Origin of the sequence: Pseudomonas sp. NDM (assembly GCF_003105095.1) — a bacterium.
In the GTDB taxonomy this organism is placed as follows: Bacteria; Pseudomonadota; Gammaproteobacteria; order Pseudomonadales; family Pseudomonadaceae; genus Aquipseudomonas; species Aquipseudomonas moraviensis_A.
This window is the reverse complement of sequence record NZ_QETJ01000027.1, coordinates 26494-46000: the sequence shown is the minus strand read 5'-3', so window position 1 is coordinate 46000 and position 19507 is coordinate 26494. Positions and strand designations below refer to the sequence as shown.

General features: G+C 60.3%; 16 protein-coding genes. 5 read left to right on the top strand and 11 right to left on the bottom strand.

Annotation, left to right across the window (positions count from 1 at the left end):
* Positions 1 to 132: 132 nt before the first annotated feature.
* Both htpX and DCO47_RS09115 read right to left on the bottom strand, forming a co-directional pair.
* A complete protein-coding gene (gene htpX, locus DCO47_RS09120; RefSeq protein ID WP_007908619.1) occupies positions 133 to 1020 on the bottom strand; it encodes a protease HtpX in 888 nt (295 codons plus the stop codon).
* A 303-nt stretch (positions 1021 to 1323) separates the two neighbouring features.
* Positions 1324 to 2535 carry a pyridoxal phosphate-dependent aminotransferase gene (locus DCO47_RS09115; RefSeq protein WP_016770856.1) on the bottom strand — a complete coding sequence of 404 codons (1212 nt, stop codon included), beginning with the start codon at positions 2533 to 2535 and terminating at the stop codon, positions 1324 to 1326.
* Positions 2536 to 2759: 224 nt separating this feature from the next.
* Here DCO47_RS09115 and msrB point away from each other — a divergent pair, with 224 nt between their 5' ends.
* The 3 genes from msrB to DCO47_RS09100 all read left to right on the top strand — a co-directional run bounded on the left by msrB (position 2760) and on the right by DCO47_RS09100 (position 4200).
* Positions 2760 to 3155: a peptide-methionine (R)-S-oxide reductase MsrB gene (gene msrB, locus DCO47_RS09110; RefSeq protein WP_065616895.1), complete on the top strand. Its 396-nt coding sequence runs from the start codon at positions 2760 to 2762 to the stop codon at positions 3153 to 3155.
* A 104-nt stretch (positions 3156 to 3259) separates the two neighbouring features.
* Entirely contained in the window at positions 3260 to 3745 is a 486-nt protein-coding gene (locus tag DCO47_RS09105) for a glutathione peroxidase (RefSeq protein WP_042607874.1), read from the top strand.
* A complete protein-coding gene (locus DCO47_RS09100) occupies positions 3742 to 4200 on the top strand; it encodes a MarR family winged helix-turn-helix transcriptional regulator (protein ID WP_042607873.1) in 459 nt (152 codons plus the stop codon). Before DCO47_RS09105 ends, DCO47_RS09100 begins: the two co-directional genes overlap by 4 nt.
* Here DCO47_RS09100 and DCO47_RS09095 read toward each other — a convergent pair.
* Positions 4184 to 6505: a response regulator gene (locus tag DCO47_RS09095; RefSeq protein WP_042607872.1), complete on the bottom strand. Its 2322-nt coding sequence runs from the start codon at positions 6503 to 6505 to the stop codon at positions 4184 to 4186. The genes DCO47_RS09100 and DCO47_RS09095 overlap by 17 nt on opposite strands.
* Positions 6506 to 6670: 165 nt before the next feature.
* Between DCO47_RS09095 and DCO47_RS09090 the strand changes: the two genes are divergently transcribed.
* Together DCO47_RS09090 and DCO47_RS09085 are read left to right on the top strand one after the other, a co-directional pair.
* Positions 6671 to 7561, top strand: a complete 891-nt coding sequence (locus DCO47_RS09090) for an ATP-binding protein (protein ID WP_041478431.1) — start codon at positions 6671 to 6673, stop codon at positions 7559 to 7561.
* Positions 7558 to 8040, top strand: a complete 483-nt coding sequence (locus DCO47_RS09085) for a GAF domain-containing protein (RefSeq protein WP_042607871.1) — start codon at positions 7558 to 7560, stop codon at positions 8038 to 8040. Before DCO47_RS09090 ends, DCO47_RS09085 begins: the two co-directional genes overlap by 4 nt.
* Here DCO47_RS09085 and DCO47_RS09080 read toward each other — a convergent pair whose 3' ends face one another.
* The 8 genes from DCO47_RS09080 to DCO47_RS09045 form a co-directional block, all read right to left on the bottom strand.
* Positions 8041 to 10986, bottom strand: a complete 2946-nt coding sequence (locus tag DCO47_RS09080) for an HD domain-containing phosphohydrolase (RefSeq protein WP_116657955.1) — start codon at positions 10984 to 10986, stop codon at positions 8041 to 8043.
* 48 nt (positions 10987 to 11034) lie between these two features.
* Positions 11035 to 14679, bottom strand: coding sequence for a transporter substrate-binding domain-containing protein (locus DCO47_RS09075; RefSeq protein WP_116657954.1), 3645 nt, complete (start codon positions 14677 to 14679; stop codon positions 11035 to 11037).
* A gap of 8 nt (positions 14680 to 14687) precedes the next feature.
* Positions 14688 to 15314 carry a response regulator transcription factor gene (locus tag DCO47_RS09070; protein ID WP_042607868.1) on the bottom strand — a complete coding sequence of 209 codons (627 nt, stop codon included), beginning with the start codon at positions 15312 to 15314 and terminating at the stop codon, positions 14688 to 14690.
* A gap of 387 nt (positions 15315 to 15701) precedes the next feature.
* On the bottom strand, positions 15702 to 17030 hold the full coding sequence (locus DCO47_RS09065) for a deoxyguanosinetriphosphate triphosphohydrolase (RefSeq protein WP_116657953.1): 1329 nt from the start codon (positions 17028 to 17030) through the stop codon (positions 15702 to 15704).
* 69 nt (positions 17031 to 17099) lie between these two features.
* Entirely contained in the window at positions 17100 to 18263 is a 1164-nt protein-coding gene (locus DCO47_RS09060; RefSeq protein WP_116657952.1) for an EAL domain-containing protein, read from the bottom strand.
* A gap of 120 nt (positions 18264 to 18383) precedes the next feature.
* A complete protein-coding gene (locus DCO47_RS09055; protein WP_042607865.1) occupies positions 18384 to 18722 on the bottom strand; it encodes a hypothetical protein in 339 nt (112 codons plus the stop codon).
* Positions 18719 to 19105, bottom strand: coding sequence for a phage holin family protein (locus DCO47_RS09050; protein WP_008079909.1), 387 nt, complete (start codon positions 19103 to 19105; stop codon positions 18719 to 18721). The genes DCO47_RS09055 and DCO47_RS09050 overlap by 4 nt, the downstream gene beginning before the upstream one ends.
* Before the next feature lie 2 nt (positions 19106 to 19107).
* Entirely contained in the window at positions 19108 to 19422 is a 315-nt protein-coding gene (locus DCO47_RS09045) for a YqjD family protein (protein WP_016770842.1), read from the bottom strand.
* Positions 19423 to 19507 lie beyond the last annotated feature (85 nt).

Genomic DNA, 19507 nt, shown 5'->3' with positions numbered 1-19507 from the left:
CTCCCACAGGGGAATGCATTCCAAAGGTGGGAGCGAGCCTGCTCGCGAAAGGGTTGGCACTGCCAGCGCATAATCGTCGGACACAAAAAAAGGCCCGCATCACTGCGGGCCTTCTTTTTCAGTGCGATCAAATCAACCGCGACGACGCAGGGCGTCAATACGCTCTTCCAGCGGCGGGTGGCTCATGAACATGCGGGCGAAGCCCTGTTTGATGCCACCGTTGATGCCAAAGGCGTTCAGGGTGTCGGGCATATGCACCGGCAAGCCCTGTTCGGCGCGCAAGCGTTGCAGCGCGCCGATCATCGCGCTGGTACCGGCCAGGCGGGCGCCGGCTTCGTCGGCACGGAATTCGCGCTTGCGCGAGAACCACATGACGATCGCACTGGCGAGAATGCCCAGCACCAGTTCGGCGAAGATGGTCGCGACGTAGTAGGCGATGCCCTGGCCTTCTTCGTTCTTGAAGATCACCTTGTCGACGAAGTTGCCGATGATCCGCGCGAAGAACATCACAAAGGTGTTCACCACGCCCTGGATCAGTGCCAGCGTAACCATGTCACCGTTGGCAACGTGACCGATTTCGTGGGCCAGTACGGCTTTCACTTCATCGGGCGAGAAACGCTCGAGCAGGCCCTGGCTGACCGCGACCAGCGCGTCGTTCTTGTTCCAGCCGGTGGCGAAGGCATTCGCCTCGTAGGCCGGGAAAATCCCGACTTCAGGCATCTTGATCCCGGCTTCGCGGGACAGTTGCTCGACCGTTTGCAGCAGCCATTGCTCATGACGAGTGCGTGGCTGGCTGATGATTTGCGTTCCGGTGCTCATCTTCGCCATCCACTTGGAGATGAACAGCGAGAACAGCGAGCCGGCGAAACCAAAGACCGCACAGAAAACCAGCAGCTGACTGAGGTCGAGATCGACCCCGTTGGCCGCCATGAACCCGTTGAAGCCGAACAGGCTCAGGGTGATGCTGGCTATCAGCACGACCGCCAGGTTAGTGGCCAAAAACAGCAGGATGCGCATCATGGTTGTAGAACTCTCCTCAAGCTAAAGATGTAGCGTACTGCGGGGTATATAAGGTGCGGCACCGGGCTATTCAACCGAGTGACTATTTCAAACTGTGTCCTACAGCGGTTTCCTGAGGAAAAAGAAAATTCCCACCCTCAATTCCGATGCGGATGACACAGCTTCGCGCCCCGCTGCCATTAGGTCGGACACGTCTGCACGCCTCGCATCGCAAGTGTAGAAGGGCTGCAAAGGTGCGGAACAAAGATGTGTTGCTGAATCAGACAGTACGCAACGGCTGATCCGTTGCGCACTGCTGGCCTATTACTGGCGGTAGGACTTGAGGAAGTTGCCGATACGGCCGATGGCCATTTCCAGATCATCGACGCGGGGCAGGGTGACGACACGGAAGTGATCCGGCCAAGGCCAGTTGAATGCCGTACCTTGCACCACCAGCAACTTCTCGGAGAGCAGCAGGTCGAGGACGAATTTCTCGTCGTTGTGGATCGGGCAGACCTTCGGGTCGATTTTCGGGAATGCGTACAGCGCGCCCATCGGCTTGACGCAGCTGACACCGGGAATGTCATTGAGCAGTTCCCAGGTGCGGTTGCGCTGTTCCAGCAGGCGGCCCTGGGGCAGGACCAGATCGTTGATGCTCTGGTAACCGCCCAGCGCGGTCTGGATCGCGTGCTGGCTCGGCACGTTGGCGCACAGACGCATGTTGGCCAGCATGTCGATGCCTTCGATGTAGCTCTGTGCGTTGTGTTTCGGCCCGGAGATGGCGATCCAGCCGGAGCGGAAACCGGCCACGCGGTAGGATTTCGACAGGCCGTTGAAGGTCAGGCAGAGCAGGTCCGGCGCCAGCGAAGCGGTGCAGATGTGCACGGCATCGTCATACAGGATCTTGTCGTAGATTTCATCGGAGAACACCACCAGGTTGTGCGCCCTGGCGATTTCCAGCATGCCCAGCAACACTTCCTTCGAGTACACCGCACCGGTCGGGTTGTTCGGGTTGATGATCACCATGGCCTTGGTGTTCGGGGTGATCTTGGCCTTGATGTCGGCCAGGTCCGGGAACCAGTCGGCGCCTTCATCGCACAGGTAATGCACGGCATTCCCGCCGGCGAGGCTGACGGCGGCGGTCCACAGCGGATAGTCCGGCGCTGGCACCAGCACTTCGTCGCCGTTATTGAGCAGCGCCTGCAGCGACATCACGATCAGTTCGGAAACACCGTTGCCCAGGTAGATGTCTTCGATGCCGACGCCCTCGACCTGTTTCTGCTGGTAGTACTGCATCACCGCCTTGCGCGCGCTGAACAGGCCTTTGGAATCGCTGTAGCCTTGCGCGGTCGGCAGGTTGCGGATCACGTCCTGGAGGATTTCGTCCGGCGCTTCGAAACCAAACGGCGCCGGGTTGCCGATGTTCAGCTTGAGGATGCGCTGGCCTTCCTCTTCCAGTCGTTTGGCGTGCTTGAGCACCGGGCCGCGAATGTCGTAGCAGACGTTGGCGAGCTTGTTCGATTTGCTGAACTGCATGGCGATGTGATCCCGAAAATGAACGATCCAGGCGGCAAGTGGACAACCGTACTGGGATTGCTGCGTCTTCGCACAGGCGGAGGTCTGTCGCTTGAGCGCTCAGAATCCGTTTGAATGCGCCCGGTCTGGCTGCCAGACTGGCGCGTGACGAGGCGCAATCATACGTGCCGCCCGATCCGTGGAAAAGGTACAGATCGGGCTTTTTCAGCCGCTGAGGTGTGATGATGGAAAAGTTGCAGAAAACCCTGGAAGAGTGGAAAGCCATGCTCGACCCCGAGCAGTACAACGTCTGCCGTCTGAGTGCCACCGAGCGCCCGTTCTCCGGCAAATACAACGACACCAAAACCGACGGTGTCTACCACTGCATCTGCTGCAATGAACCACTGTTCGATTCCACGACCAAGTTCGATTCCGGTTGCGGCTGGCCGAGCTTCTACGCGCCGATCGGCGAAAGCGCGATGACCGAAATCCGTGATACCAGCCACGGCATGATCCGCACCGAAGTGAAATGCGCGCGCTGCGATGCGCATCTTGGCCATGTGTTCCCGGATGGCCCGCCACCGACTGGCCTGCGGTACTGCATCAACTCGGTGTGCCTGAATCTCGAGCCCCGCGAATAACCGAACCAGGCGACGCGATGTCGCCTTTTTTTCGAATAATTAAATTGCACACAATTCAATTGCTCGTTATGTTCGCCCTTTCCTCACGATTGCGGAGCCATCTCATGAGCGACAACCTGCTGAATATCCCCTGCACCACCATCAAGGGTGAGCAAAAGACCCTCGCCGACTTCGCTGGCAAAGCAGTGCTGGTGGTCAACACGGCGAGCAAGTGTGGCTTCACTCCGCAATACAAAGGCCTCGAAGAGCTCTGGCAGACCTACAAGGACCAGGGGCTGGTGGTGCTGGGCTTTCCCTGCAACCAGTTCGGCAAGCAGGAACCGGGCACTGAGGGCGCCATCAGCGAATTCTGCGAGCTGAATTTCGGCGTCAGCTTCCCGCTGTTCAAGAAGATCGACGTCAATGGCGCCGATGCTCATCCACTGTTCGTGCAGTTGAAGAAACGCGCCCCGGGCGTGCTCGGCTCGCAGGGCATCAAGTGGAACTTCACCAAGTTCCTGATTGGCAAGGACGGCCAGTTGGTCAAGCGCTTCGCCCCGACGACCAAGCCGCAGGATCTGAGCGGCGAGATCGAAGCCCTGCTGAAATGAGCCTGGCGGTTGATTCGCTGAAGCTCGACAGCCAGTTGTGCTTCAAACTTTACGCAGCCTCGCGGGCAGTGATTCGCGCCTACAAGCCGATGCTTGATCAGTTGGGCCTGACTTACCCGCAGTACCTGGCGATGCTGGTGCTGTGGGAGTGGCAGGACGCTGCACCGGAGCAGCCGACGGTAAAAGCCCTCGGTGAGCGTCTGGCGCTGGACTCGGGCACGTTGACGCCGTTGCTCAAGCGGCTGGAGCACATCGATCTGGTCCAGCGTCGGCGCTCGGAGCGCGATGAACGCGAGGTGCATTTGAGCCTGACGCCTGTCGGCGCAGCATTGCGCGAACAGGTCGGGCCGCTGAAAGCGCGCCTGTTATGCGACAGCGGCGTTGATCTCGACCGTCTCAACGACTTGCGCGCCGGCCTCGATCACTTGCTGGGGCAGATCAAAGCGCTGACGTAGTCGGCATCCACTGATCGAGCAACGCCGCGAGTTCTTCGCGGCGAAAGGGTTTGGCCAGATAATCGCTCATGCCGGCCGCGCGGCAGCGTTCGCGCTCCTCGGACATGGCATTGGCGGTCAGCGCGACGATCGGCAGATTCGGCCAGCGTCCGCTCTGGCGAATCTGCCGACTGGCTTCATAGCCATCCATCACCGGCATGTTGCAGTCCATCAGCACCAGATCGAAATCGGCAAACTCCAGCTGGTCCAGCGCCTCGGCGCCATGGCCCGCCACCACCACATCGCAGCCTAGCTTGCCGAGCATGCCTTTGGCGACCAACTGGTTGACCGGGTTGTCCTCGACCAGCAGCACCTTGCCCCGACGCGTGGACGGCGAGGCATCCGCTTGCGTTTCACTGAGGGTGGCGACATCCGGTTGCAGAATCCGCCGCAGGTGCTGATAGAGCGCGTTGCGCGCCAGCGGCCGGGCTTGCTGCTGCAAGGGGGCGAGGGCGGCGGCTTCTTCGCTGGGCAGGAAACTGCCGTAAGCCGTCACCAGCAGAATCGGTGCGGTGATGTTCGGGCGCAGACCGAACAGGCACTCCGGGCAATCAGTGATCAGTACGTCAGGATTCAGGCCCAGCAGCGAGTCATCGATGGTGCGCTGCGTGTATTCCAGCCCCCACACCGGCAACAGGCTTTTCAGCAGCTCTGCCAGACCACTGCTGGCGGCGGTGATCGCCAGGACCTTGCCGCGTAACGGCTCCGGCGCCAGTGCGCGGGTGTGGCTTGGCAGGGGCAGATCGGCGCAGAACTGGCTGCCGAAACCGCTCTCGGAACTGATGGTCAAGCGGCCCTGCATGGCTTCGCACAGGTTGTACGTCAGCGCCAGACCCAGCCCGGTGCCGCCGTATTGACGGGTAATGCCAGCGCCGGCCTGAGTGAACGGCTGGAAGATTTTCACCTGAGCTTCCTGGGCGATACCGATGCCGGTATCGCAGACTTCGATGCGCACGCCATGCTTGTGCGCCGACAAACGCACGTCGACCCGACCGAAGCGGGTGAATTTCAGCGCATTGGACAAAAGGTTGCTGACAATCTGCCGCACTCGCGTCGGGTCCCCCAGCACCAGGGCCGGGAAGTGCGGCTCGATCAAACAGGTCAGCTCAACGCTCGGCGCAGCATTTTGTGAGAGCAGATTGGCCGTGTCCTCGATCAGCGAGCCGAGATCGAACGGGATGTTTTCCAGCTCCAGTTGCCCGGCGTCGAATTTCGACAGGTCGAGAATGTCGTTGAGCAGTTCCACCAGCACCTTGCCCGAGTCGTGGGCAATCGACAATTGTTGCTGCTGCTCGGCGTTCAGCGGGCCGTCCAGCGACAGCGCGATCATCCCCAGCAAGCCGTTGAGCGGCGTGCGGATTTCATGGCTCATGTTGGCCAGAAAGGCCGAACGCGCTTCGGCCATGTCCAGCGCCGTGCGGCGCGCCACTTCGAGTTCTTCGTTGGACTGGCTGAGGCGGGCGTTGATCGCCTTGAGCTCGGCGGTGCGCGCCGAGACGATGTCTTCAAGTTGCGCGAGGTATTCGGTCAGGCGGTTTTCCGCTGTACGCCGTTGCTGGATTTCCGTGGCGATGTTCTCGAATTGCTGATTGGCGACTTTTACCAGTACGCCGATTTCATCATTGCCGTGGCCGGCGGGGCACTCGAGCGTGGTCGGCTCGGCGCTGCGTGGATCGCGGCCGCTGAGTTCGCGGATGACTCGCACCAGCGGCTTGGTCAGCATCACGTAGAACAGCGCCAGCAGGATCCCGGTCAGCAGCAGGCTGCGGGCGAAGCCATTGAGCAGGGTGACTTCTGCACGTCGCAGGAAACGGCTGCCGAAGGCATAGGTGTCGACTTCGAGCTTGAGGACGCCGAGGGATTCGTTGGGCAAGTGGTCGAGGTACAGGCGGTCTTCGAAATGACGCTTGGCGCCGAACAGGAAGTCGCTGATCAGCCGATAGTTGCTCTGCAGTTCCGGGCGTTTGACGTTGGCCAGCACGGTCTCGTTGTTGTCGATCAGTTGCGCGGCGATGATCGCCGGCGAGCGCAGCAGGCCCAGGGTGAGTTCCTGCGCCAGTTCGGCGTCGATGTTGTAGGCGATGCGCGAGGCCGGGTTGTGGCTGATTTCCAGCAGGGCGAGGATTTCCCGGTTGATGGAAGCGTCTTCGCTGGCATAATCGATGCCGATCTGCAGCAGACTGAGCAGGGTGCCCAGAATGAACCCGACCAGCACGGTAAGCCTGGCTTGCTTGTATGACAGCCGGTGGGTGAATTTGATATCCATGAGGTGTTGAACCACTTCCGTTTCCCTTCGCTGCTCAAGCATAGTCGATCATGTATGGATACCGAGGTTCCCGAATCGCCTTGTAACAAGGCTTGGTCGGGCAATTCTATCTGTGCAGGGTCGCTGGATCGTCATCATCACTGTGAAAGTGCCCGAGGAGAAGACGTGGATTCCCGATTGAATGCTTTTCTTGAACGCGCCGAGTCGGTTCTGGCGCGAATCGAACCACTGTTGCCGGCACCGCGTCCTGTCATTGACTGGAATACGTGTCTGGCGGCGCGCTGGCAGCGTGACGGGCGCAGCGGTTATCTGCTGCCGCTGGAAGTCAGCCTGGACATGCGCCTGTCGGACCTGATCGGCGTCGACCGTCAGTTGGAGCAATTGGGCCGCAACACGCAACAGTTTCTCGATGGCATGCCGGCCAACCACGCTTTGCTGTGGGGCTCGCGCGGCACTGGCAAGTCCTCGCTGGTACGGGCGTTGCTGGCCGAGCATGCCGGCGCGGGCCTGCGTCTGATCGAGATCGAGCGCGATCATCTGGCGGACTTGCCACGGGTGGTCGAGCAGGTCGCCAAATTGCCGCAACGTTTCGTGCTGTTCTGTGATGACTTGTCGTTCGAATCCGGCGAAGGCGACTACCGCGTGCTGAAAAGCGTGCTTGACGGTTCGCTCGAGCAGGCCCCCGACAACGTCTTGCTGTACGCCACTTCCAACCGCCGCCACCTGGTGCCGGAAAAGGAAAGCGACAACGAAAACTGGAAGCGCGTCGACGGCGAACTGCACCCCAGCGAAGCGGTGGAAGACAAGATCGCCCTGTCGGACCGCTTCGGTCTGTGGCTGTCGTTCTATCCGTTTACCCAGGAACACTTCCTCAATGTCGTCGAACACTGGATCGGCCAGTTGGCCGCCAAGGCCGGCCTGAGCTGGCAGCGCGACGAAGCACTGGACATTCTCGCCGTGCGCTGGGCCACCGGCCGCGGTAATCGCAACGGACGTTGCGCGTATCAATTCGCCCGGTACTGGGTGGGACTGAAATTGCTGGAGCACAAGGCATGATTGATTTGCAACACAGCGGCCAGGGCCTCGAAGGCTACGGTATGTTGGCTGCCCAACTGGAGTCGCTGCTGGCGGACGAGCGCGATTTCATCGCCAATGCCGCGCAGTTTTCCGCGTTCCTGTTCAACCAACTCGATGATCTGAACTGGGCCGGCTTCTACCTCAACCGCAACGAAGAGCTGGTGCTCGGCCCGTTTCAAGGCCAGATCGCGTGCGTGCGCATTCCGTTCGGGCGTGGTGTGTGTGGCGCGGCGGCTGCCAGTCTGCAGACTCAGCGCGTCGAAGATGTGCATGCCTTCCCCGGCCACATCGCCTGCGACAGCGCGTCCAACAGTGAGTTGGTGGTGCCGTTGGTCAAGGACGGTCGCCTGATTGGCGTGCTTGACCTCGACAGCCCGAAGCTGGCGCGTTTCGGCGCCGCAGACCAGGCCGGGATCGAGCAGCTGGCAGCGATTTTCCTGCGCCTGACCGACTGCTGATCAACCGCTGAGGCCAGCCTTGTGCAACAGGCTGGCCGTGTCCACGCTGTCGATTTGCGCGGGATCGAGAAACCGCGTCGCGTACTGCATGTACACCCCCTCGTTGATGAACAGGCCGAACAGCGTCGCGTCAATGTGCGCTTCGCGGCACATGGTCGCCATGATCCCGAGCGCCTCGCTCAACGATTTGGCTTTCTTGTAAGGGCGATCGGCGGCGGTCAGCGCTTCGAAAATATCGGCAATCGCCATCATCCGCGCCGGCAGGCTCATCTGCTCGCGCTTCAGCCGTTTCGGGTAGCCGGTGCCGTCCATTTTTTCGTGATGGCCGCCAGCGATCTCGGCGATGCTGTCGAGGTGGCCGGGGAAGGGCAGGCGGCTGAGCATCATGATCGTCTGCACCATGTGGTGATTGATGATGTAGCGCTCTTCGCGGGTCAGCGTGCCCCGGGCGATCTTCAGGTTGTAGAGCTCGCCGCGGTTGTACTTGTATGCGGGCACATCGAGTTTGAAACCCCAGGGATTGTCTTCCGGGATCAGTTCGTTCGGGTCGCGTTCGATCAGATGCTCGGGTTTGTCGGCCAGCAGTCTTTCGCTGACGGGCAGCGTGGGCGCAGGCGTTTTCGCCTGGCGGCGGTGTTCTTCCCATGACACACCAAGGCGATCGTCAAGCGTGCGCAGCCAGGGGCGTAGCGCGATCTGGTCAAGGCGTTGCAGATCAGCCTCGGCCATGGCCTCGCCACCGAGATTGCAGCGGGCGACAAAGGCAAAATCGTCGTCCAGCGTCATCAACTCAAGGTCACGCGAGCGGGCCAGCGCAGCGTCGTCTGCACCGTTCGCCAATGTCTGCCAGTAGTTGATCCAGACATCACGCTTGAGCACTTCGAAACGCGTACGGATTTCGTGGATGCGGTCGTTGATGGTTTCAAGTTTGGTGGCTTTGTCGACCACGTATTCCGGCGTCGTGACCTTGCCGCAATCGTGCAGCCACGCGGCGATGTGCAACGCCTCCCATTCATCCTCACTGGGCTGATAGGCACTGAACGCCGGCGCCTGGCTGGCGGCGGCAGCCTGGGCAAGCATCAGCGTCAGTTCCGGTACTCGCTGGCAGTGGCCGCCGGTGTACGGGCTCTTGGCGTCGATCGCGCTGGCGAGCAGCTGGATGAAAGCATCGAGCAATTGTTTCTGCCGGGCCTGCAGGCGCTGGCTTTCGATGCTCACCGCCGCCGCGCCGGACACCGCCTGCAGAAAGGCGATGCGGTCCGGCCGCAGTTTTTCCAGATCGCTCGGCGCACCGCTGTCATCGACCAGCAGAATCAGCAGGCCGATGGTTTCGTCATGCTGGTTGTGCAGGCGGATACCAATGAGGTGGATGCGTGGCGACTGCATCGCCAGGAGGATTTTCTGCAAGTCGCCAGCCTGATCGAAGCCCAGATGGCTGACGGTATTGTTGGCGCTGGCCAATTGTTCGAACCACGCCGGCCCGCTGTTTTCATGCAGCTCACGGCCCTGAATGTCAAATGCCTCCAGTGCTTGCGGCACGCCATCGATGATCAGCCCATAAGGTTCCATGCGGGCACCGTCGGCTTCACGCAGATAGATCAGGCCGGCCTGAGCCTGGGCGATTTGCACGGTTTCGAAGAGCACTCGTTCAAGCAACGGGGCGAAGCGTGTTTCGGCACACAGGCTGTCGGTGATCCGGAAGAAACTGCCCAGGGTGTCCTTCATCCGCGCCATGGACAGGCTCAATCGGTCGATTTCCAGCACGGCTGAGCGGCGGGTCAGTGGGAAGTTGAAGTCGAAGCTGCGAATGGCATCGGCTTCCTTGACCAATGCATGCAGCGGTTTGACGAGGATCCGCGAAGTCACCCAGCCCAGTGGCAGGCACAGCAGCAAGATCGCCAGGGTGATGAGCGCGCCTTGCCAGCGCAGGCGGAAAGCGTCGGCCAGCAATTCATCTTCCGGCACCAGCAGCGCCAGTTGCAGACCTTTTGGCCCACCTTCCTCAATGCCGGTACGGGCGACGATCCATTGCCGGCCGTTCACCTGCAGGCGCTTGCCAATATCTCCTGCGCTGAAAAGCGCGTTCAGCTCGGGGCTCAGATCGGCCGCTCGGGCCAGCCGCGCCGAGCGATCGTCGACGATCAGGCGATGGCTGTCGGGGTAGGCCACGGCATTGCCGTCGGTGTCGTACAACGCGATTTCTGTAGAGGGCGTGACCCGGTGCCTGCCAAGGGCGGTCGACAGCGAAGCGAGGGTCAGGTCGGCGCCAATCACGGCGTTCTCGCCGCTGCGCCGGGCCAGCGTGGTGCCGACATTGTGAGTGGAGAAAAATACGTAGGGTTCGGTGGTGATCTGCCCGGCCTGTTGCAGGGCGTCGCTGAACCAGTTCCGGTTGCGTGGATCGTAGGCGTCCTGCGGATGATCGCGGCGGCTGATCGGGGTCAGGGCCTGATCAAAGAACAGTGATTGCGAGCGTATGGCGCCTTGGGGATCGTGCTCGATGCTCCACACCTGATACACCGCCGTGTCCGGCGCCTGCAACTGGGCCTTGAGCGCCGCCGTGCGCAGCGCCCGCACCATGAAAAAGTCGCCATTGGCGTAACCCAGATACAGCGAAGCCAGCGCCGGGTTGTCGACCAATGACTGGCTGAAGGGCTTGAGCAAGGGCAGGCGATGCTCAAGATCAGCAGACTGGGCCGCCGGGGTATCTGCCAGCAGGCTCAACAGATGGCGGATCGGCTGGTAAGTCGCCTGCAGGTCATCGCGCACATCCTGTTCGATGCGATCGAACAGTTTCTCGCTGCTCGACAGAATGATCTGCGTGGTCTGGCGGTAATTGAACAGGCCGAGCACTACGCCCGTCAGCAACAAAAGAAAAGTGAACATGACGCTGATGTGCACGTGCAGCGGCAAGCGGCGCTGCTCGGGGCGCAGTGGGCTGGGCATTGCAGGCTCTCCATGAATGTTTAACTCACTGCTCAGCTCCAAGCATAGTTAAGACTCGCTCACTGTGCCTTGGTCGGCCAATGCCAATTGATGTTGCAGGGCTTGCTCCAGTTCGAGCATCGCCTGACTGGTTGCTTGCCATCGGCGGCCAATCTCCAGCGAGGGAAGCGCTTGCTGGCAAGCGTCCTCGAGGGCATCGCAACATTCGATCAGCCGCGATGCCTGGGCGATGCGTGCCGCGCCCTTGATCTTGTGGGCGACTACTGTCAGTCCTTCGCGATCATCGGCAGGCGAAAGAGTGAGCAGTTCCTGGCGGTCGAGGCGGCTGCTTTTGAGCAGCTCCACCAGCAAGCGGCGTGTCTGCGCCGGGTTGCTGCCGGTCAGCAGGCACAAACTCTGCAGGTCGAACACCGATGCGGGAGACGCTGGCGTGATCCCGTCGATCCACTGTCCGAGCAGGGTCAGGCTCAGTGGCTTGAACAGGCAATCGTTCATGCCGGCGAGTTTGCAGCGCTGGACTTCCTCTGGCTGGGCGTTGGCCGTGAAACCCAGCACGGTGCACGGCGGACGACGATTTTGCAGCTCGAACTGGCGGATGGCGCGAGTCAGCTCATATCCGTTCATCACGGGCATGTTGCAGTCGGCAATCACCAGATCGAAATGCTCTGCCTGCCACAGTTCCAGGCCGCTGCGGCCATCTTCGGCGATGCTGAAGCGGTGACCGAGAAACTCGAGCTGCTGGCACATCAGCAAACGGTTGGCGGGATGGTCGTCGACCACAAGGACATGCAGGGGCGTCGTTGCAGGTTTGATCGCCAGCTCGCTTTTCGCTGGGTGTGTCGTTGCCGGGCGGATTTGCAATGGCAGGGACACGCAGACCTGAGTGCCCAGTTCCGGCTGGCTGTTGAGCTGCAGTTGCCCGCCCATCATTTCACACAGATTGCGACTGATGACCAGCCCCAGCCCGGCGCCGCTTGTGGCCTGGCGACTGCCATTTTGTGCCTGGGCAAACGGTTCGAACAGGCGCTGTTGATCTTCGGCGCTGATCCCGACACCGCTGTCCTGCACGGTCAATTGCATCAGAGCCCGTCCGGTTGCGTCCGATGTCATCAAGTCCAGGGTAATCCGCACGTGGCCGTGGTCGGTGAATTTGATGGCATTGCTGACCAGATTGGACAGCACCTGCTTGAAGCGCAGCGGATCCAGATGCACCTCCACGGCCGGGTCAGGCGGATTGAAGACGACTTGCAGGGCGAGGTTTTTCTGCCGGGCGAGACCGTCGAAGATGCGCGCCACGGATGTCACCGTGTCGACCAGGTTGATCCAGTCCGGACACAGGCTCAGTCGCCCGGATTCGATGCGGGCGATGTCGAGAATATCGCCAATCAACCCCAACAGATCCTTCGCCGAATGGTACGCCGTGTCGATGGACGCTCGATCCGGATGCTGGGGCTCGATGCGTTTGAGGGTCAGCTCGAGCATGCCGATCACGGCGTTCATCGGTGTACGGATTTCATGGCTCATGGTCGCCAGAAACGTGCTCTTGGCCCGGTTTGCCTCGTCTGCCTGCTCCTTGGCCGCGCGCAGTTCCTCGAACAACTGACGGCGTTCACTGATATCGATCCAGCCGCCGATGATGCCCTGGACGTCGCCGCTGGAGTCGCGGTAGGGAAGGATCCAGTGGTAAATCGTCAGACGGCGGTTGCCGATGTGCAGGGGGCGGTCGAGTATCAGCGCAGTACCTTCGGCGATGACTCTCTGGTAATCGGCGTGGAAGGCCTGGGCCTCGAAAGCATTGCTCACTGTGCCCTGCATCACCCCTTTGCCAAGGATGTCCTCACGCTTGGCGTTGAACGCCTGGAGATAGCTGTCATTGCAACTTTGCAGCAGACCCTGGCGATCCCGCACGTAGATCGGATGCGGCGTGCCGTTGACCAGAGATCGCATGAACTCCAGTTGATCGTTCAACGCGCGCTCGGCGGCGCGGCGCTGTTTGATCTGATGGCGCATGTAGGCGTTCCAGGTCAGTAACAGCAGCAGGATCAGGCCGGCGGCAGCGATGACTTGATAGAACAGGCGCTGATAGTTTTGCCAGATGTTCTGCGATGCGGTGGAGTAACCACGCCAGCGACCGTTGATCACACCCAGTTCTTCCGGAGCAATGCTCAGCAGTGCCTTGTTGATGATCGAGGAGAGCTCGCTGTTGTCACGGGCGGTTGCCAGCGAAAACGCGGCCTGACCGGTACCGATGGTGGTGGTGATCTGCAATGGCCGGGCAAAGATGCGCGATGAAATGAAGTAGTTGGCGATCACCAGTGAGTTCACGGCGCCGTCGACATGGTTTTCAGCCAGCATCGACACCGCGCTGAAACTGTCGGGCGTTTCGATCACTTCAATGCCCGGGAAGTCTTCCCGCAAGTAATCGACCAGTGGATTGCCTTGGGCGATCGCCAGCCGCTTGCCTTTGAGTTGTGCCAGGTTGGTCGGGCCGTCGGCGCTTTTGCGGGTCAGCAGCACGTAGGAATTTTCAAGGTAGGGCCGGCTGAAACTCAGGGTTTTTTCGCGTTCGGCACTGGGCAGCAGCGCGGCGATCAGATCGGCTTTGTGGTTGTCGATCTGTTTGATCATTTCCGCATCGTTGCGACTGCGCTGAATTTCGAAACGCAGGCCGGTGCGCAAGCGAATGAGTTCGAGCAGATCGGCGCTGATGCCCCGAAAGTTGCCGGCGCTGTCGAAGAAGGTCAACGGTGCGAACGCTTCATTGACCACTACGCTGACTACGGGATGCTGCTTGAGCCAGCTCTCCTCGCGATGGGTCAACTGCAGTTTTCGGTCGGTGAGCAGCAAGTCGCTGCCAGCGCTCCAGCGTTTGCCGATTTCGTCGCGCTGGCTGCCCGGAATGGCATCTAGCACCGTGTCGACAATGGCCAGCAGTTGCGGATTGCTGCGCCTTACGGCGAAGCTGAACCCTTGCGCTTCCTGCTTGCCGAAGTTGGCCATGCGGACATTGTTCAGATAACCCTTGTTGATCATGTAGTGGGTGGAAAGGGTATCGCCGAGAAACACATCGGCCTGGTCGAACGCCACGGCGTTGATTGCATTCTGGTAGGACGGATAACAGGTAATGAGCGCCTTGGGATACAGCGCTCTGATCTCGGGCAGTGGCAAGTAGTGATAAACCATGCTCAGGCGCAGCCCGGCCAGACCCTCGGTCAGAGAGCGGGTTTCATCCTCGCGGGTCACCAGTACTGGCTGATCGACCGCGTAAGGTCTGGAGAACGCGAGATTGGCGTTGCCCGCTTCGTAGCCGTTGGCTGTGCCGAGCAGGTCGATCTGGCCGTCGACCAAGGCGCGAATGGCAGCGTCGCGGGAGGGGAAACGTTGCACCCTGATCGGTAAGCCGGTGGCCTGGCCGAGGATGCCCGCGTAGTCGGCGGTGAGTCCTTCGTAGTCCTTGCCGCTCACGGTCATGTCGAATGGCGGGTAGTCAGGTGCAGAGGTTCCCAGCACCAGTTCGCTGCGACTCTGCAGCCATTGCCGCTGAGCAGGCTGCAAGACAACCTGGACGGCTTCGCTGGCCGAGCGACTGAGCAAGGCGTAGTCCGGTGAGACGCCTGGCATGGCAGATGCGTTGGCGCTCAGGCACAGACCTGCGCTCCAGGCGATTAGATAGTCCTTTAAACGGCTGGGCATGTAGGGTCTCACACAAGAGCGTTGCGTTTGGCCATCTCGATAAGTTCTACAAGGGATCTGGCCTTGAGTTTTTGCATCAGGCGTTTTTTATACGTGCTCACCGTCTTGTTACTTAGGAACATGCCCTTGGCAATTTCTTTATTGGTACGGCCCTGGGCAAATAACTGCAGCACCATCAATTCGCGATCATTGACGGATTTGAATAATTCAAGTTCGACATAACGGATGTCGTCACAGCGCACCGGATTAAGTGCCTGGCTGGGGAAGTAGTTATAACCGGAGAGTACCGCTTTGATTGCGCTGACCAGTTCGCTCAGATCTTCCTGTTTACAGACATAACCGGAGGCACCGGACTGCATGCAGCGAATCCCGAACAGCGTTGGACATTGCGCGGTCAGAATGAGGATTTTGAAATTCGAACCCATGGTGTTGAAGCGGGCCAGCACTTCGAGGCCGTCCAGCTTGGGAATGCTGACATCCAGGATGACCAGGTCAGGCATGCATTCGCGGACCATTTGCATGGCATCGACACCGTTATCGGATTCACCGACGACCTTATAGCCTTCATGTTCCAGCAGCATTCGGACGGCGAGACGGATAACCGGATGGTCGTCCACAATAAAAACGGAGTTCATAAATAGAGTCCCATGCAAGCATGAATAAAGCGCGCACCTTAGCTCAGATGCGTGAGCACTCGCATGGACTGGCAGTGTCGTGACTACCTTATAGGATTAGTCCTACGCGTAATAAGGAAAGGGACTACGTTAAAATTAGGTTTGACGTAAGGAAGTGCAGGGTTGGCAGGACTTCACTGTTGGCTTGTCAGAGTTTGCAAGTGTTGGGCTTTGATAATTTTTGCAAGTGTTTAAATATGGGTTTAACAGTGCGCCGTCGTGGTGTTTATCTTTTCCGATATCAGCTCACGCGCTGCCCTGGCCAGCACGGCGTTTTCCGAATGATCGCGGGGGGCAGCTGGTTGTATCCAGTCGGTCATGGTGCCCGCCCGACTGGATGCAGCAGACTCAGTGGCTGGAGCGGCCGGTCATTTCCAGCGCCATGTCGCTGGCATAGCTGTCGGTCATGCCGGCGATGAAATCGATCATGCGCAGAAACGAGCTGTGCAACGACCCCCGCGGGTCCGGGGCGTTATTACCGAGCAGATCGAGGATGCGCCGACTCTTGAACGACGGCGTGCGGCCGTTGTGTTGCTCCAGCGCGGCGCCGCAGAACGAATTGAGCAGGATTTCCAGCGTCGTATACGCGCCGATTTCGTGCAAGGTCTTGCGCTTGTCCTGAAAGATTTTCTTGCGGGCAATGTCCTTGGCGTTCAACACGCAGCGTTTCGCCGGCCCGTGCATGTGTTCGACCAGATCGCCGTGCAGCGTGCCCGCAAGCAGGGCTTCCTGTTGTTCGACAAAGGCCCGCGCCGCTGCGTTGGTCAAGTGCTCGATGGCCTTGCCGCGCAGGATCGCCAGCTTGCGCCGCCGTGAATCCTGCGGGCCGAGCTGGCGATAGGTTTCCGGCAGGTCGTCACCGACCAGTCCGAGCAGCAGCGATTCGACTTCGGCGTATTCTAGGAGCTCCATCTCCAGACCGTCTTCGAGATCGATCAGCGCATAGCAGATGTCGTCGGCTGCCTCCATCAGATACACCAATGGATGGCGTGCCCAGCGCTGATCTTCCAGTTGTGGCAGGCCGAGCTTGTGAGCGATCTGTTCGAGCAGCGGCAGTTCGCTCTGGTAGCAGCCGAACTTGTGTTTCTTGTAGCCAAGGGAGTCAGCGTGGCGCGCGGTCCACGGGTACTTCAGATAGGTACCCAGCGTCGCGTAGGTCAGGCGGGTGCCGCCATCGAACTGGTGATATTCCAACTGTGTCAGCACGCGAAAGCCTTGAGCATTGCCCTCGAAATTGAGGAAGTCACCGCGCTCGGCTTCGCTCATGCCATCGAGCCAGCCGCGCCCGGCGGCTTGTTGAAACCAGTGGCGAATGGCGTCTTCGCCGGAATGGCCGAACGGCGGGTTACCGATGTCGTGAGCCAGGCAGGCCGACTGCACCACCATGCCGAGGTCGGCGGGGTCGCACCATTCCGGCAGCGCGCTGCGCAGGGTTTCGCCGACGCGCATGCCCAGCGACCGGCCGACGCAACTGACTTCCAGCGAGTGGGTCAGGCGCGTGTGAATGTGATCGTTGCTGGTGACCGGGTGCACTTGGGTCTTGCGCCCGAGGCGGCGGAAGGCACCGGAGAAAATGATGCGGTCATGGTCTTTGTGAAAAGGGCTGCGGCCAAGTTCTTGCGGGCTGTGCAGCGGCTTGCCGAGGCGTTCGCGGTTGAGCAGGGTAGGCCAATCCAAGGCTGATTCTCTCCGTCTGGTGACTGATCGCCCTAGCTTCCCGGTTCGGCCCCGTGCCTGCAAGCAGAACTACAGGCCCGCCGCATCGATATCGATCAACAGCAAGCGTTCACCGTTATCGAAGAACTGCCCGGCGGTCAGGCAATACTGGTTGCTGGTGGCATCGCGATAAGTACTCGACAGGGTCAGGCGGCGTTCTTCCCAGCCTTCGGCGAGCAGATGATAGAAGTAGGGTCGCCACGACCAGTTGTGCCCCAGGTAGCGATCATCGGCGAACCAGCCGTCGTGTCGCCATTCCAGATTGGGCGTCAGTTGCGTGCCGTGACGATCACATTGATAAAAGCGCAACAGCCAGGGAAACGCCTGCAGCTTTGGCAGTGCGCTGAGCGGAGCGCGGGCCTGCGCCCATTGCTGCAGAATCGCCATCAACTCACTGAGCTGCTGGCGCATCTGCATCAGCCGTCCGCGCTCGCTGAGTTTCTGCTTCACATAGCGCTGGCGCAGTTGAGCGAAGTGCGCGACGAAAGCATCCGAAGCGAAGAAATCTTCCTGCGCACGGGCGAAGAGAAAACCCTGCACGTAGCGCGAGCCGCATTCCAGAGCGAAATTGAGCTGCGCTTCGGTTTCGACACCTTCAGCGATGATCCAGCAGCCGGTTTTCTCGGCCATTTGCGCAAGTGCTTTGACCACATCGCTGCTCGGGCCACCAAGGGCCGCTGCCTGGAACAGGCGCATGTCGAGCTTGAGAATGTCCGGTTGCAGGGCTAGCACCCGATCCAGCTGCGAATAACCAGCGCCGAAATCATCGATGGCGATTCTTGCGCCTGCGTCGCGGTAGCGTCCGACCACCTGTGACAAACGTTCGCTGTTGCCACCCAGCTCGGTGATTTCGAACACGATGCGCTGCGGATCAACCTTGTTCCGGGCGAACTGCTTGAGACTGGGCAAGGCCTGATCCGCACGCAGGCGACTGATCCAGCGCGGCGACATGTTGAGGCTGAGAAACCATTCTGGCGGTGCCTCATGCAGGCGGCTCAAGGCATGATCACGGATCTGCCGGTCGAGACGACGCAGGGCCGTGGCCGGGGTGCGCGGATCGGCGAATAACGGCCCGACCGAGGTCAACTGACCATCGCCGTGACGCAAGCGGCCGAGTGCTTCGACGCCTGCAATGCGTCCGGTGGCGGTGTCAATGAAAGGCTGAAAGCAGGCGAGCGGTTGCCCGTCGATCACGGCAAGTCCTTAATCTTATTGTTTGTTGGCCGCGTTTGCCGGATAGGCACGCGGGATTGAATCCCCCGATAAGGAGATTCACCCCGGCGCTATTGCAAGATTGTAGCCAGAGACACCGACTCAGCGTTTGCCCGAGCTGTGCATGACCAGTTTGATCAGCGGTCCGAGTGTGGTGCCGAGACGCAGCAGTCGGGTCAGACCGCCACCGCCGCTGCGTTTCGAGCCTTTGCCGGTGAGGAAACCCAGCAGCGTTACCGCCGCCACGCCCCACAACGGCGCATGCTTGATGCCGAAACCGTCCTGCACGTTCTGCTTCATGCCACGCATGCGCTGCAAGGGTTGCAGCACTTGCGCGGTTTCGTGGCGGATTTCCTGACGGTGCATTTCCATGCGCAGGCGGATCAGGGCCTTGCGCATTTCCCGGCGCGAGCTGTTGTGCGGAAGTTCAGGCAGGCTCATGGCAGCAGGCGCTCCCGGTCGTTGGCCAGCTCTTCGAGCGTGCCGTGGAAAGGCGAGGACTCGTCGAAAATCGCCGCTTTGAGGCGCAGGCCGCAGAAGATCGACGCCAGCGTGTAGAACACGCACAGGCCGATGATCGCCGCCAGACGGTAGGTGTCCCAGAAGATGATCATCACCAGCGTCGACAGGCCCACCAGCAATAGCAGGGCAAACACCAGCGCCAGACCGGCAAACAGCAGCAGGCTGACGGTGCGTGATTTCTGCTCCTGCAATTCGATGCCGAACAACTCGACATGACTGTGCAGCAGGCCCAGAACGGCGGCGCCGAGACGACGCGTGGAGGAGGCGGTGCCCGCAGTCGGGCCGGATTCACCGATCGACATGATCAGCGCCGAGTAGCCAGCAGGCCAATCAGGAAACCGACGCCGGCAGCGATGCCCACCGATTGCCATGGGTTGGCGGACACATAGTCTTCAGTAGCGGTGACCGCCGCCTGACCGCGTTCGCGCAGAGTGTCTTCAGTCACTTTCAGGGTCTCGCGGGCGCGCAGCAGGCTGTCATGAATCTGGGCGCGCAGCTCATCGGCCTGATCGCCAGCGAGGGTCTTGGTGTGCTCGAGCAAGCGTTCGGTGTCGGCAACCAGAGTCTGGAAGTCGTTCATCAGGATTTCTTGAGCAGTCTTTGCCTTGATGCTGGCCATTGGTGGATCTCCGTAGGTGGCTTTGAAGCGTTCGAGTATGAGCCTTGCGTGAAGGTTCAGTGCAAATGCCTGGTACAACTTTTGC